Below are 16,493 nucleotides of genomic sequence, written 5' to 3' on the forward strand. Positions count from 1 at the left end.
AGTTTTACCTTAACTTTAACAGCTGTTTTTTGTCCTGGTGTTTCTGTTGTTGGGATTTCTCCAACTTCAACTATTTCCCATCCTGGCTCTTTAGGAAGTTCAATATGGTTCTTCACATCTTCTTTAGTAATAGGTGTTCCTACTTCTACTTCGATTGGTGTTACTTTTGGTGTTGAAATAATTGGTACTTCTAACTCAATTACTCTTCCATTTGGTAATTTAACCTTAACTTTAACACTTGGTTTTACTCCTGCTGGAACTGTTGATGGAATTTCTCCAACTTCTACAATTTCCCATCCTGGTTCTTTTGGTAAGTCAATGTGGTTCTTCACATCTTCAGGAGTAATTACTGTTCCTTGAGGTACGATAATTGTACTTACTTTTGGTGTTACAATTACTGGTACTTCTACTGTAATTTTACGTCCATCTGGTAATTCTACTTCTACAGGTACAGATGTTTTTTCACCTGGTGTTGCAGTTGTTGGGATTTCTCCAACTTTAGTAACTTTCCATCCTTCTGGAAGGTCTACATGTTTCTTAACATCGTCTTGAGTTACTGGAGTTCCTACTTCTACTACTACTGGAGTAACTTTAGGTTTAACAATTACTGGTACTTCTACTGTAATTTGTTTTCCATTTGGTAATTCAATTACTACTGGAACCACTGGTTTAACACCTGGTGTGTCTGTTCCTGGTTTATTTCCAATAGAAACAATTTTTCCACCTTCTGGAATCTTAACGTTTTTCTCAACGTCTTCATTTGTTATTGGATCTCCAACATTCTTAACGATTTCGTTAATTGGTGTTACTGTTACTGGTACTTCTACTGTAATTACTTTTCCATTTGGTAATTCTACAGTTACTTTAACTGGATCTTTCTTACCTGGTGTTGTTAGGTCTGGAATATTTTCTACATTCGTTACTTTTCCACCTTCTGGAATTGTAATTCCTTTAGTGTAATCCTCTTTCGTTAATGGAGTCTTAGTTACTGGTGTTTCGATTTCCTTAACTGGTGTTACATTTACTGGTACTTCTACTGTAATCACTTTTCCATTTGGTAATTCTACAGTTACTTTAACTGGATCTTTCTTACCTGGTGTTGTTAAGTCTGGTAGGTTTTCTACATTCGTTACTTTTCCACCTTCTGGAATTGTGATTCCTTTAGTGTAATCCTCTTTTGTTAAAGGTGTATTTGTTACTGGTGTTTCGATTTCCTTAACCGGTGTTACATTTACTGGTACATCTACTGTAATTGTTTTACCATTTGGTAATGTTACTGTAACTTTAACTGGATCTTTCTTACCTGGTGTTGTTAAGTCTGGTAGGTTTTCTACATTCGTTACTTTTCCACCTTCTGGAACTTTAACATATTTAGCAAAATCTTCAGGTGTGAATTTATCATTAGTTACTGGTGTTTCAATTGGTGTAGGTACAGCTTCTACAACATTTACTGGTACTTCAATCACTTTAGTAATTTCATTTCCATCTTTATCTGTGTATTTAACTTGTACTTTAGCTGGTGTTTTCTTACCTACATTTTCTGTTCCAGGCACAGTATTTGTTTCAACATTTGTTACTGTAACTGTTACACCTTCTGGTAAACCTTTAAGATTTTTAGCTGCTTTTTCAGCTTCTTCTTTAATAGCTTTTTCTAATTCAGTTTTATCACTATTTTTCGGTACTACTACACCTTCTGGTTTAACTTTTGGTAATACTGTTACTGGTACTGTTACTGTTTCTTCAACGTTGTTAGGATATGTTACTTTTGTAGTTACATTTACATCTTTATCTCCAACTTTACCATCAGTTGTTGGGATAGCTTTGTTGATGTCTTCATCAGTTACAGGTGTTTTTGTTCCATCTGTATCAGGAGTGATTGCTTTGTTTACATCTTCAGCTTTTGGTTGGTCACCTTCTACAACGTATACCGGTTTAACATCTGAACCTTTAACATTTACTGTTACTGGGATTGTAGTTGTGTAGTCTTTTCCATCAACTGTGTAAGTTACTGGGACTTCTACTGTTGTTACTCCAGTTCCTTTGTTAGCTGTTACTTTGTCTTCAATAGCTTTTGTTACATCACCTACAGTTACTGTTGCACCTTTTGGTAATTTATCTGTAAAGTCTTTTGCTTTAACTGCTTCTTCAGCTTTTGCTTTAGCTAATTCTTTTAGTTTATCCGGAGTAGTATTCTTAGCTACTGTTACTTCACCTTTTGCTACTGGTAATACTGTTACTGGGACTTTAACTGTTTCAGTTACTTTTCCATTGTCATAAGTTACCGGTACATCAACTGTTACATCTGTAGCTCCTGCTTTACCAGCTGTTTCTGGTAATGTTGTTGGTTCTCCAACTGTTCCACCTTGTCCTGGTGTTACTGCATCTTTAGCATTAGTTGGTTTTTCACCTTCAAACACAACTACTGGTTTAGGTGTTGAACCTACTACTGTTACTGGTACTTCTACTTCTTTAGTTCCAATAACGTTTCCTTTTTCATCAGTGTATTCAATAACTACTGTTGCTGGTTTTGGTTTTCCTGTTTCAGTTACTTCAGCTGTTGTTGGTGTAGTTCCTGCTTTCACTTCTTTAACTTTTACAGTTACACCTTCTGGAAGTTTATCTTTTGGTAACGCTGCAACTACTTCTTCAGCTTTAGCTTTAACTGCAGCTTCTAAGTTCTCACTTCCTTTAAGAACTGTTAATCCTTCTGGTTTCACTAATGGTAATACTTTAACAACTGCAGGTACTTCTACAAGTTTATCTTCACCATCTTTAGCTACTACTGTTACTTTTTTGTCTCCAGGTGTTGTTGTATCAACTGGTTCTTTATAAGAGAATTTAGTTCCTTCTGGGTATTGGTCTGGATCGATACTCTCGCTTGCATCCGGTTGTGGTTTAGCTGGATCTTCAAACACATATTGTGTCTTAGGATCTACTACCATTACTTTAGCTGGTACTTCAACAATTGTTTTTCCATCTAATTTAGCTACAACGACAACATCTTTTTCACCCGCTGTTGTTGTGTCAACTGGTTCTTTATACTCAAATGTAGTTCCTTTTGGATATACATCTGGAGTAATGCTTGATTTAACGTCTGGTTGTGGTTTCTTAGGATCTGCAACAACAAATTGTGGTGTACTATCTACTACACGTACTGTTGCTGGTACTCTTACTAATTCGTTACCATCTTTATCCGTTACGATAACCTTAACTTCTTTATCTCCAGTTGATGATGTATCAGGTTCTTTTTCATAAGTGAATTTTGCACCTTCTGGATAATCAGCTGGATCAATGCTATCTTCTGCTTTTGGAGCAGTTTTTGGATCTACTGGTACGATTTGTGGAGTACCTTCTACTACTGTTACTGGAACTTTAATTACAGTAGTTTTTTCTTCACCGTTAACTGTATATTTAACAGTTACTGGTACTTCTCCATCTTCAGTTAATTCAGGGATTTCTCCAACAGTCATATTATCTTTATCAAACGTTACTCCTTCTGGAAGTTTGTTTGTAAAAGTTTCACCAAGTGCAGCTTTTGCTTTTTCAAGAATTTTAGCTTTTGCTTCTTCTTTATCACTATTTTTTGCAACAAGAATTTCATCTGCTTTTGGTTTTGGTAATACAGTTACAGGTACTTCAACTTTCTCTGTAATTGTAGTTCCATCTACATTGTAAGTAACTGTTGTAGGTACTTTAAGATCTGCTTGTCCCACTTTACCATTAGTGTCAAAGATATCAGCTGCTTGTGGTTCATTAGCTGCACCAGCTTTTTTATCAATCTCAGCTGGAGTTACATTTTCTTTAACAGCTGCTGGAGCAATTTCATCTCCTTCAAACACTACCACTGGTTTAGTTGTTGATTTAACAACATTTACCTCTACTTCAACAGTAGTTTCATATGTTTTACCATCTGCTGTATAAGTTACAGGAACTTTAACAATTCCACGTCCATCTTCAGCAATTTTAGTGATTTCTACTTTATCTTTAGAGCTAATTTTAACGTTTGAAAGACTTCCAGTAGTATCTCCAAGTGCTGCTGTTGCTTTCATTTTTTCTAATAATTGAGTAAAGTTCGCAGACGCAACTTCTTCTTTAGCTTTTGCGATTGCCACTTCTTTTAATTGGTCATCTGTTGTATTAATTGGAACTGTAACAACAGTACTTCCTTTTAAGCTGTTGATAAAGATAACTTTTCCATATTCATAGTCAGGGTTATCAGAATCTGCAAGACCGTTACGATTAAATTGATTTGCATAAGGTGGTTCTGCTCCTAATGCAGTGTATGAATATAATCTATTTCCTAATGCGTCAGTATCACCAAATCCACTCTTCACTGTTACTTTGAAATCAGCTGGTCCAATGAAATTATCTGAAGTTGTAAATGGAATCTCAGTTTTACGTGATCCACCCTCAGCTGCTGGCATACGGTTCCCTGCAGGAACTTTATAAGTAATTGTTCCACCTTGTGTTTTATCAGCAGGATCATTTGGTGTCCAAACAATATCATTTGCATAAGTGTTTCCTAAATATGCACCTCCACCATTAGCATTATAGATTTTATCTTCTAATGTTACACCTTTTGGAACTTTAACGGTTACTTCTACTTTTTGAGCTGTGTAATAATCAATATTCATTCCACCAGTGTTTTTAATATCAATTTCAAAAGTACCTTTTTGATCTTTTTCATAGATAGTATCTTTTGTATATCCGTATTCACCTTTTTTTCCTTCTGAACGAACATTTGTCACTACCTCAGCAGCTGGAGCAGTTGCGATACCAATACCACCGATTAAGTAACCATCTTTAATGTTAATATTGTTGTCATTAATTAAAGAATTTGTTCCTTGACTTCCTGCTTCAATTAACACTTTAATTTTTGTAGTTTCCGCTGGGATATCATAAATACGGTCAAAGTGATTCCAACCATTAGCTGCTAGAGCACCATTTTCAGTTGGTAAAGGTCCATTTTTACCTTCAACTGGTTTAATTTCTTTACCAGTAAATGCATCTACGATTGTTAATTTAACTCTTTCACCAGCAGAAGTTGCTGTAGTTCCACCGTATGCAGCACTGTGAATTAAGTTAACATTAATTCTAGAATTTCCATTAACATCATACTCTTTAGAAAGAGTTGTACCTTTGCTTCCTAATTCTAAGTAGTAATCACGATTTTTAACTTCACCAAATGCATTTGTTCTCATTACATCAATAGTAGGTGTTACTGAAGGAACAGCACCACTACCATTTACATAACTCTTTTCACCTGATGTTTGATATTTTTTCAATTCTCCATCATTTGAGTAAAGTTTAGATTTTGGAACTTCACGTGTACTTGGTTGTCCATCTTTATCAGTAACATTTGTTACATCAAGAGGTTTAACCGCATTAACTTTTTCACCAACTTCAATCTTCCAACCATTTAACATGCCAGCTTCTGCGTCAGCTTTTGTAATAGTTTTTTCTTGCCAGTTGTATGTTGCACTACCAATATCGGTTTTAGTTGTTGGTTTATTAAATACTTTACTATTTACGATTTCAGTAATATCACGACCACTTTCGTATTGTTTAGCAATTGTTTCTGATTTTTTATCAGCATCAGTGAAAGTTACTTTATCTCCAAAACCTTCTTTTAAGCTTTCGAATACACCATTCTTAGGGTTATTACCATAAGCAGCATGGTTTTCACTTACTGGAGCTCCTAAATCAGCTTTCTTATTTAAGTATAGGGCTAATAGGTCACGTTCAGATTTAACAGCTTCTGCTTGTTTGCTCATTTCTTTAGCTAATGTTGCATCTGCTGCTTTTGCTGCTGTTGCGATACCTTCAGCTTTTGCAATTACTTTTTTATATGTGTCAATTCTAGCTAAATCTTGTTTATTAGCAGGTTTCCCTTCTTCTGCTGCTAGTTCAGCTTTAATTTTAGCAATATTAGCTTCTAATTCTGGTAAAGCTGCATCTCTTACACCTTTATATTTAGTAGCTTCTTCTGCTGAGTTAGCTGTAGTTGTATCAACAGCTCTAAATCCACTTTCACCTTGTCCAGGAATTGCTTGCCCATTACGTGAATCTTGGTTTTTATTTACTTTTTCTTCTTTTTTATCAGCTGTTGCTTTTGGCATACTTTCTAATACAAAAGCTCTATTTTTTAATGCTACTGTTGCTTTATCAACTTCACCTTGTGTAGCTGTTTCACTTACTTCTAGAGCTTGAGCATTAGCTAATTCCGCTTTTCCTTCTTCAATTGCTGAAGCTGTTTTTTCTGTTACAGTTGCTTTTGCAATTGCATTTTGGACACGAGCAATTGCAGCACTAAGGTTAGCTTTGTTTGCTTTTGCTACTGGAGGAGCAGGTGTTTCTTCTTTAGCAGGCGTAGTAGCTGCTGTTTCACTTGCTGGTTCATTAGCATTACTTACAGCAGTTTCATTGCTCGCTAAAGCATTACCTCCTCCTAAAAATGCAAATCCAGCTGCCACTAATACTGACGCTGTTCCAACGTTAAATTTTTTAATTCCGTATTGATTAACTTTTTCAAGTTGTTTTTGTTCATTCATCTTTTTATTGTTTTTACTATACATTTTAAACCTCCTTTTAATATTATAGTTATAAACCACAATTATAGAATTTATATAAATATATTTTTCTATAAAAGATTAAATTAAAATAAAATAACATTTTTATGAATAAAGCAGCTTAAGTAAGTCACTTTATATACCATATATTATACTATATACTAGTATTCTTTTCAAGAAATATCTATTATAATCTTCATATAATTATGAAGTTTTTATATTTTACTCTCTAAAGTTTCTCAAATATTTTAGAAAACGATTCTAAATAATATTCTTATTTATACACTAAATCCACTTAAATACCGTTTAACTTTCTATTTACAGATTTTGAGTATCTAATATAAATAGTAATTTATTATTATATAAAATAGTTACCTTATGTCATTAATATATTTTTCGAGTTTTCTAAAAATATTGAAAGCTCTTATCAATAAAATTTATTATCATGAATATACAAAAAAACTCAAAACTAAGTTTCCTTAGTTTTGAGCCTATATAATTCTATACTAGAACTTTATCGTTTTCTTTTCTCTCTCTTGGAGATTGACGGACACTAACTTCAATTTTTCCTTTTTTGTTTAATTCGCGTACTTTTAATACTGCCCACAGTTGAGCCGCGATAAATAGTGATGAATATAAACCAAAGACTAAACCGATAAGTAATGCTACGTTGAATGAGTATATTGAACTACTTCCTAGTAATAACATAACTACTACTGTAATTATAACTGTTAATACCGTATTGATAGAACGAGTTAATGTTTGTCTTAGTGATACGTCTACAAGTTTATATATTTGTTCTTTTGATTTCAATACTTTTTCATGACGCATATGTTCACGAATACGGTCAAATGTAACGATAGTATCGTTGATTGAGTAACCTACAATCGTTAATACCGCTGCAATGAATGTAATATCTACTTCTAGTCTTAATAAACTTGTTATGAAGATAATTATACATACGTCATGTAGTAAGGCGATAACACTTGTAAGTCCCATACGCCATTCAAATCTGAATGCTACATAGATGATAATACCTATAGAAGCATACATTAATGCGAATAATGCATTTTTAGCTAATTCTTTACCGATTACTGGAGATACAACACTTAGGTTAGCATCTTTTTCATATTTTTTAGCAAAGTATTCTTTTATTTCGATTGATTTTTCTTGTCCAAAACTCTCTTTAGAGTGAATTGTCGCTTGTTTTTTATCTGGTGATAAAACTATTTTTTCGTCTTTTACTTTTAGATTGTTTAAATCTTCTTGAACTTTATCTATTGATAGTTCAGTGTTAGCAGCTACGTCTATACGAGTACCACTTGAGAAGTCAATTCCTAGGTTTAGTTTATTCATTCCTAAAGAAATAGACCCTGCAATCATAATTGCAATACTTAAAGCGAAGAATTTCTTCATGTGCTTAGTAAAACTTAGCCATTCAAATTTTGTACTTAAGTTAAGTGAGTTAATACCAAACTTAGTTTCATGAATACTCTTCTTACTTACACCAAAGTACCCTGGGTGATTATTAAAGATATTAGAGTTTACTAATAAACTTAGTAATAATCTAGTACCAAATACTGCAGTTATAAAGCTGACAAGTATTGATAATAGTAACATTGTCGCGAAACCTTTAACACTACTTGTACCAAAGATGAATAGTACTACTGCAGCGATAACTGTTGTAAACTGCGAGTCGAAAATTGTCCATAATGATTGTTTAGCACCGTCTAAGTATGCCTTTTTCAGTGGATATCCAGCACGTACTTCTTCTTTAATTCTTTCGTACATGATGATATTGGCATCAACTGCCATACCGACCCCAAGAATCAGAGCTGCAATACCAGGAAGTGTTAACACCCCTGAAATCATATTGAAGAATACTATTGTGATATATACGTAAGCAACCATCATTACACTTGCTACAAATCCAGGTACACGATAAATAACTAACATGAATAAACAGATAATAGCTAATGCGATAGCACCTGCATAGACCGTTTGATTTAACGCATCGGCACCGAATTGAGCACCTACTGAGTTAGAGTAAATTTCTGTTAATTTAACTGGTAATGCACCAGAGTTTAATAAAGCTGCCATTTCTTTAGCTTCTTTTACAGTAAAGTTACCAGTGATTTGAACATCTTTAGAGTTAATAGTTTGTGCTACTTGTGGTGCAGAAACATATTTAGGTTTCTCTTTAGCAGCTTCAGCTTTGAATGAGTCTCCTTCATTGAAATCCATCCAAATAACCATTAGGTTTTGACCTTGACCACGTTTACTGATTTCTGAAGTGATATTACCGAATTTATCAGCATCTTTCAACTTCAAGTTAACATCTGGTTTGTTGTTTTGATCAAATCCTTGAGAAGCACCATTTTCTTGTAAATCAGATCCGTCTAAAAGTACTTTGTCATCAATATCACGAATAGTAAGATTAGCTTGTGTTGATAGTACCTTACGAGCTGATTCTTGATCTTTAACACCTGCAAGTTCAACACGAATTCTATTTCCTGATTCAACAGTAATAACCGGCTCACTTACCCCAAGAATGTTAATACGTCTACTAATAGTATCTGCAGTTGCTTTTACAGCTGCTTCGTCAATAGTTTGACCTTCTTTAAGAGGTTCTACTTGGTATAGTACCTCAAATCCTCCTTGAAGATCCAGTCCAAGATTTACTTTTTCTGCATTAGATTTTGAAGTTAATCCTATAGAAGTAAGGATAATAACTACTAATGACAAGAAGGCAAGTATTCTACTGAACTTTTTCTTCTCATTTCTTCTTCCTCTCATGAAAGTTCTCCTTTATTTTATTTTTCATTGTACAATTTATAGTAATCAAATATAAAATTATTTATATGTAAATCGCTATATAGGTAATTAATACGCTATCTTCTAATTTATCAAATTTTCGCTAAGTTATCAAGTATTTATTTAATTTTTTTATAATAATCTTCTACATATTTAATGACAGAAAAATCATTATTATTTCCGATAACTTCATCACACATATTTTGAATTTCTTCTTTTGCATTACTTGGGCAGACACTCCATCCTGCTACATCGAACATTTCTTTGTCGTTAAAATTGTCACCAAATACTACACAATCTTCAATCGGAGATTTGTAATACTCAGCTAGCTTCTCAATTGCAGTACCTTTGTTACATCCTTTTGGCATGATATCAAAGAAATTAGTCGCTGAAAATGTTCCATCAACTTCTAACACTTCACTAACCTTGTTAAAGAAATTCACCACTTTATCATGATCTTTTGCAATCATCATAATTTTTTGGCAATCTTCATTGTTTTTCTTAAGCTCACCAATAATGTCTTCGTGAATATACATTGGTGTTTTTAATTCCTCTGGCATATCCGCTTCTATGCGTTTCATACGCGCCATGCTAAATGATAAATGTGTACAGTATATATAGTTTAACGTATAAACATGAAATTCTATCTCATCATCGTTTAATTCTTTAAACATACTGTATATTTTTTCTATTTCTTCCATTTTAAAGCTTTTTTGATATACTATTTCACCTGTTAATAGATTTCTAATTAAACTTCCATTGTTAGAAATAACTACATCGTTCATTCCTAAGTTGTGATAATAGTGTTTTACAGCAATATCAGGTCTTCCTGTGGCAATTATGAATTTACTTCCTTTATCTTGCAGTTTGACAATCACATCTTTTGCATTTGGTGCAACTTCTTTTTTATCATTCAAGAACGTTCCATCCATATCAGTAATAAACCATTTCATTAGTTATTTTTCTCCTTTGTGAAAACTAAAAATTTACTAATTACATAATTAGCAACAAGTACTACAAATTGAATAATAAATTTACTTAAATATGCGTTCATTCCTAAGTAAATGAATAACTCAACTCCGAATACTTCTATAACAAGTGTAGATAATCTAGCTGTGAAGAATTTTGTAAGTTCGTATAGAACTTTCTTAAACCCAGCAGCCTTAGAGTTAAATACATATTTAGCATTAACAAAATATGCGAATAAAATAGATAATGTTATAGATATTAAATTCGCTGGTCTAACTTCCATCCCATAGTAATACAAAATAAAGTATGTAACTACATTTACAAGAGTCGTACAAACTCCAAAGAATATGTAATTTACTATACTTTTGTATTTTGGTTCTTTGTAAAGATCCAGCATTTTATTTATTAATTTTCTCATGCTATCCTCTTTATATTAAAATTTTGCCAACACTTAATTATATACCTATAAGCAGTTTTTTTCAAATTTTTACATGTTAAATATTAATACAAGTTAGAATAGGTTTTATAGAGTCATTATTGGTATAACTCAACAAAATCAATTATTTCGAAATCACAATTTTAATTTTTACTTCGAAGTATTCTTCCATCATATAAAAAACGACTCACTAATAAAATTTTCTTGAAAATTAATTAATGAGTCACCTTTATTATTCTACTTTATTCCATTTTAACATAGCCTGTTCCAACTTTGAAAAATTGCATGTAGCATATCCAATTATATTTCTTTCCTTTTGTTTCATATAGATTTTTTCTACATTTTTTTGTATCTTATCTCTATTTTTCAAACAAAACTTGAATTCTTTATTCATCAAAACCTTATAACTTTCCTCTAAGTTATTAAATAAAACTTTTTCATACATTCCTTTTGGGACTGGAATCATCTTTTTAATATCGATTACTCCTAATATATGTAATTTTTGAGTTTTAGAAAAATCTTTAAATATATCAAAAGATTTTATTTTTTCATTATCTATTATCTCATAAATCAGTATATGTTCATTAGATACATTTTTCCATTTCTTATGTTTTTCTTTTGCTGACGATAATGGTATAAAATACTCAAATTCATTTACTAATAATATAATACCAATAAAAGGTTTTAAATCCTTTTTATATTTGAAATTATAATATACCTCTGAATCATGCTCATTCAGATATTTTAAGTAATCAATATCAATTTCATAAAAACCAAATTGTGCTTTATTAATCATAATATTCCCCCCAAAAAAAAGAGAGGTTTTCCAACCTCTCTTCCTTCTTTAAGCTTTCACCTTTGGTATATAGGTAGTGAGACACCTTCTTTAAACTTTCACCTTTGGTATATAGGTAGTGAGACACCTTCTTTAAACTTTCACCTTTGGTATATAGGTAGTGAGACACCTTCTTTATATTCTCAGTATAACAATTAATCTTTTAACTGTCAATAAAATTAACTAATTATAAATAAATTGGAATTTTCTAATTTACTTATGACTTACTTGATTTAACTTACAGTTTACTGAAAAGCTTAACTTCTGGATATTTATCACTAAACCAGTTCATCGCGAAGTCATTCTCGAATAAGAATACATAGTTATCATATAAGTCTTTAACTAGAATACTTCTTGAACTTGACATGTTTTCATTGATTGAATCTTCATTTTCAATCCAGCGAGTAGTTTTTTGTCCAATACGTTCCATTATAACTTCTGTATTGTATTCATTTTTCATACGGTGCTCAAACACTTCAAATTGTAGTTGTCCTACTGCTCCTAAAATGATTTGATTCGTATGTAACGTTTTATAGTATTGAATTGCTCCTTCTTGTACAAGTTGCTCTACACCTTTGTGGAAATGTTTTTGTTTCAGTACGTTTTTTGCTGAAACTTTTACGAAAATTTCCGGTGTAAATGAAGGAAGTGCTTCAAATTCAACTTTTTTATTTTGATATAAAGTATCTCCAATTTGATAATTTCCACTATCGTAAAGACCAATAATATCTCCCGCATAAGCTACATCAACTGTAGCCTTATCATCAGCCATAAAGTTAGTTGAACGAGAGATTTTTAGTTTTTTTCCTGTTCTTGCTAAGTTTACATCCATACCACGGTTGAATTCACCTGAACATACACGTAAAAATGCAATTCTATCACGGTGTTTAGGGTCCATATTGGCTTGAATTTTGAAAATGAATCCTGAGAAATCCTCTCCTGTTGGTTGGATATCTTCTTCATTTACTCCACGACGACCTTTTGGTGTTGGTGCGTTATCTACATAATAGTTTAAGAAACTTTCTACACCGAATGATGATAATGCTGATCCGAAAAATACCGGTGTTTGCTCACCTTTTAGTTGTTTTTCATAATCATAATCAACACCCGCTTCAGTAATAAGAATCATATCTTCTACACATTTTTGATACATAGTATCTTGAGCAAGTGGATTATTATCTACAATATTATACTCTTCATCTAATTCTACAAAATCACTATCTTCATTGAACGGTTCAATAAAATGATTTTTTCTATCCATAATTCCGAAGAAGTTTTGACCCATACCTACTGGTAGGTTCATAGGATATGTTTCAATTTCTAATTTATCTTCAATTTCAGCTAATAATTCTAGTGGATCTTTAATTTCACGGTCAACTTTATTGATGAATGTGAAAATCGGTATTCCTCGCATACGACAAACTTTGAAAAGTTTTAATGTCTGCGCCTCAATCCCTTTCGCTCCATCTATTACCATCACTGCACTATCAACAGCCATAAGTGTACGATATGTATCTTCTGAGAAATCTTCGTGACCTGGAGTATCTAAGATATTAATAATTTTATTATCATAGTCAAGTTGCATTACTGAAGATGTTACAGAGATACCACGTTGTTTCTCTATATCCATCCAGTCACTTTTTGCATATTTTCCTGTTTTCTTACCTTTTACCGTTCCTGCTTCACGAATTGCTCCACCAAATAAAAGTAATTTTTCGGTTAATGTAGTTTTACCAGCATCGGGGTGAGAGATAATGGCAAACGTTCTTCTTTTTTCTACTTGTTCTCTAATTTTTTCTACCACGTTATTTTCCTTTCAATTTTTTATTTTATATTAAATTTCTTTTTCGCTTCTTCTACAGCAACAATTGGATCTGAGTGCCAAACTTTTTTACCACCTTGGAGAATTTCATAATCTTCACGCCCTTTTGAAGCTAAGATTACTACGTCTCCTGGTTCTGATAATTCAATTATACGTTTAACCGCATCTGTTCTGAACCATACTTTTTCATAATTTTTATGAGTCATACCTTTTTCAATTGAACCCATAAGAACTTCTACATCTTCATCACGTGGACTATCTGTTGTAATAACGACATAATCTGCTTCTGAAATAATTTCTCCAATTAATGGCCCTTTTGAAATATCTCGTCCTCCACCCATTCCTGTTACTAGAAGAGTACGTTTCCCTTTTCTTATTTCGCGAGTTGCTTCTAATAATTTTTCATATCCATCTGGAGTATGAGCAAAGTCACTAATTATATCAATCGGTAAATCATCACCTAGAATTTCCATACGACCGTATAAAGCTCCTAGTTTCGGTAATATATTAACTAGTTGTTCTACACTATATCCTTTTACCCAAACAGCGCTAAGTGCAGCAAGGACGTTGCTTACCATAAAGTCTCCAATATAATTAGTAATACATTCAAAAGTACCTTCTGGAGATTTTAGTGTAAAACTTGTTTTATAGATTTTATCTTCTTTATATTGTTTAATATTATATGCATAAAAATCCGCAGTTTCATCTTTGATAGAGTAATTAATTTCTTGTTGATATAAGCATTTAGAAATTATTTTATAATAACTATCATCTTTATTCAATATACCAAACTTCGCTTCTGATAGATTATTCCCTAATGTTGAGAATAGTAAACTCTTATCATAGGCATAAGTTTGCATATCTCCATGGAAATCCAAGTGCTCATGCGTTAGATTTGTAAATATAGCAACATCGATGTCGACATTATAAATACGCCCTAAAGCCATTGCGTGTGATGATGCTTCAAAGGCAAGGTTTTTTATGTTTTCACGACGCAGCTCACCGATTTGATTATGTAATGTTACTACATCAGGAGTTGTATTACCAAAATAAATAGGTTCATCATCATTTTTACCAAACCCATTCGTTCCTATATAAGCACTACTTTCTCCTAGGTTACGCAACATATTATGAACTAATGTAGATATACTCGTCTTACCATTTGTTCCAGTTACTGCAACTGTGTGAATATCAGCACCCTCATTAATCTTTTTAGCTATCATACTAGCAATTTTTTCAATTTCATGCTCTCTAATAACAATAACAGCACAATTTTCTACATTATAATTTTCATAACGACTAGCTATTACTAATGCTGCCCCTTGTTCAATAACTTTTTCTATAAAGTTGTGACCATCTACAGTATAACCTTTAATAGCGACAAAGACATCCCCTTTTCCTATTTTTCGTGAATCTTGGGAAATACTATTTACACTATTTGGTAATTTTCCATAAATAGTTTTTATTTTTATATTATCAATAATATCTAAAATATTCATACTATCTACCTTTTTCTTATTTTCTAACTACTAAATTATACCACGCATAGTAGTAATACTCAACCAACAACGGGAATTATTTTATTTTCACTGGGGTTGACCCAAAGTCCTAAATTTTAACAAGGTGTATGTGAAAACTCATAGACGCAGTAGTTTATTGATATCTAAATTCGCTTTATAAAAGCTTTTCAGATATCTAATAACCTGTGCGGGGGTGGCTCAACAAAATCGATTTCTACGAAATCACGATTTTTGAGTCACTCCCTACTTTCTTATTTAACGAATTTCTGTCGACGATTGACATTATATTTCAGTTATGTTGATAATTAATAAAATCTAGTGTAATATATATAAGAAATCATTATTAAAGAAACTTTAAGGAGAAACGATGGAACACGAAATTATTTCCGAAATATTAAGTCATATAAATAATAACAACATTAACAAAATAACCTTTTCAAATATTCGTAACAAAGAATTAGAACTTGATAAAGTCATTGGAAAATTAGTTAATATTAAAAACTGTATTAACCTTCAGTTAGAATATCGTTATAAAAGAATAATAAAACATATGAACCTTGTTACCACTGATTCTGAAAGTATCGAAAAAGTCATTATTGAACTTTTTGAATTAGCAAAAGACATAAATGTAGTTACAGTTAATGAAAATATAAATATTAAAGTATCTAAAAAATTCAAAATTAGCGTAAATAGAAAGAAAACGACTGCAAAAGTTGTCTCATTCGATCATAATAAGAAAAAAGAGTATTTCCTAGACGAAAAACAAAAATATGACTTTTTAATAGAACTAGGTATTCAAAATAAAGATGGTAAAGTTGTTAAAAGTAAGTACAATAAATTTAAACAAATAAACAAATACCTTGAATTTATTAAACAAGCTACTACTCAATTAGATTCTAATAAACAGATTACAATCTTAGATTTTGGTAGTGGTAAGAGCTACTTAACATTCTCTACCTATTACTATTTAACTGAAGTTTTAAAAATGAATGTTAAAATCATTGGAATAGATTTAAAAAAAGAAATTATTGAAAACTGTAATAATATTGCTGAAAAACTTAATTTCAAAAATCTAAGTTTCATATACGGTGATGTAATTGATTACGAGAATAAAGATGAGATAGATATGGTTATTAGTCTGCATGCATGTAATACAGCAACGGATATAGCTATACTTAAAGCTCTTGGCTGGAAAGCAAAAGTATTCTTCGCTGTACCATGTTGTCAAAAAGAAGTTAACGGACAACTTAACTCTGATTTCCTTCCATTCATGTTAAAACATGGAATTGTTAAAGAAAAATTCTCTACTCTTCTTACTGATTCAGTACGCAGTGAAGTTCTAGAAGCGTTTGGATATAAATCTGATATAGTCGAGTTTATTTCAGCAGAAAATACTCCAAAAAATCAACTTATCCGAGCTTATAAAGTATCGAATAACATTGATAAAGATAAAATAGTTAATCTTGAAAAATTCACTTCATCATTAAATGTGAAGATGTTCTTACTAGAAGAAGTAAACAAACTTATA

Annotated in this window: 8 protein-coding genes; 1 reads left to right on the top strand and 7 read right to left on the bottom strand. The window is 31.9% G+C overall.

Features of this window, described 5'->3' with window-relative positions:
- The 7 genes from O5Y44_RS08490 to O5Y44_RS08520 all read right to left on the bottom strand — a co-directional run.
- On the bottom strand, positions 1-6,575 hold a 6,575-nt coding region (locus tag O5Y44_RS08490; protein ID WP_371465965.1), incomplete at its 3' end, for a Rib/alpha-like domain-containing protein.
- A gap of 495 nt (positions 6,576-7,070) precedes the next feature.
- The gene (gene secD / locus O5Y44_RS08495; protein WP_371465966.1) at positions 7,071-9,365 is read right to left on the bottom strand and encodes a protein translocase subunit SecD; all 2,295 of its coding nucleotides are present in this window, start codon (positions 9,363-9,365) and stop codon (positions 7,071-7,073) included.
- A 137-nt stretch (positions 9,366-9,502) separates the two neighbouring features.
- Positions 9,503-10,336, bottom strand: a complete 834-nt coding sequence (locus O5Y44_RS08500) for a Cof-type HAD-IIB family hydrolase (protein ID WP_271965641.1) — start codon at positions 10,334-10,336, stop codon at positions 9,503-9,505.
- A complete protein-coding gene (locus O5Y44_RS08505) occupies positions 10,336-10,770 on the bottom strand; it encodes a GtrA family protein (RefSeq protein WP_271965640.1) in 435 nt (144 codons plus the stop codon). The genes O5Y44_RS08500 and O5Y44_RS08505 overlap by 1 nt, the downstream gene beginning before the upstream one ends.
- A gap of 250 nt (positions 10,771-11,020) precedes the next feature.
- Entirely contained in the window at positions 11,021-11,584 is a 564-nt protein-coding gene (locus O5Y44_RS08510) for a type III toxin-antitoxin system ToxN/AbiQ family toxin (RefSeq protein ID WP_271966117.1), read from the bottom strand.
- Between the two features lie 277 nt (positions 11,585-11,861).
- A complete protein-coding gene (locus tag O5Y44_RS08515) occupies positions 11,862-13,427 on the bottom strand; it encodes a peptide chain release factor 3 (RefSeq protein WP_271966118.1) in 1,566 nt (521 codons plus the stop codon).
- Between the two features lie 20 nt (positions 13,428-13,447).
- Positions 13,448-14,944 carry a UDP-N-acetylmuramoyl-L-alanyl-D-glutamate--2,6-diaminopimelate ligase gene (locus O5Y44_RS08520; RefSeq protein ID WP_371465968.1) on the bottom strand — a complete coding sequence of 499 codons (1,497 nt, stop codon included), beginning with the start codon at positions 14,942-14,944 and terminating at the stop codon, positions 13,448-13,450.
- Between the two features lie 388 nt (positions 14,945-15,332).
- On the opposite strand from O5Y44_RS08520, the gene O5Y44_RS08525 reads away from it, so the two are divergent.
- A partial coding sequence (locus tag O5Y44_RS08525) for a class I SAM-dependent methyltransferase (protein WP_271966121.1) occupies positions 15,333-16,493 on the top strand: 1,161 nt, incomplete at its 3' end.

It is taken from the genome of Gemella sp. 27098_8_155 (genome assembly GCF_041433725.1).
Lineage (GTDB): Bacteria > Bacillota > Bacilli > Staphylococcales > Gemellaceae > Gemella > Gemella haemolysans_D.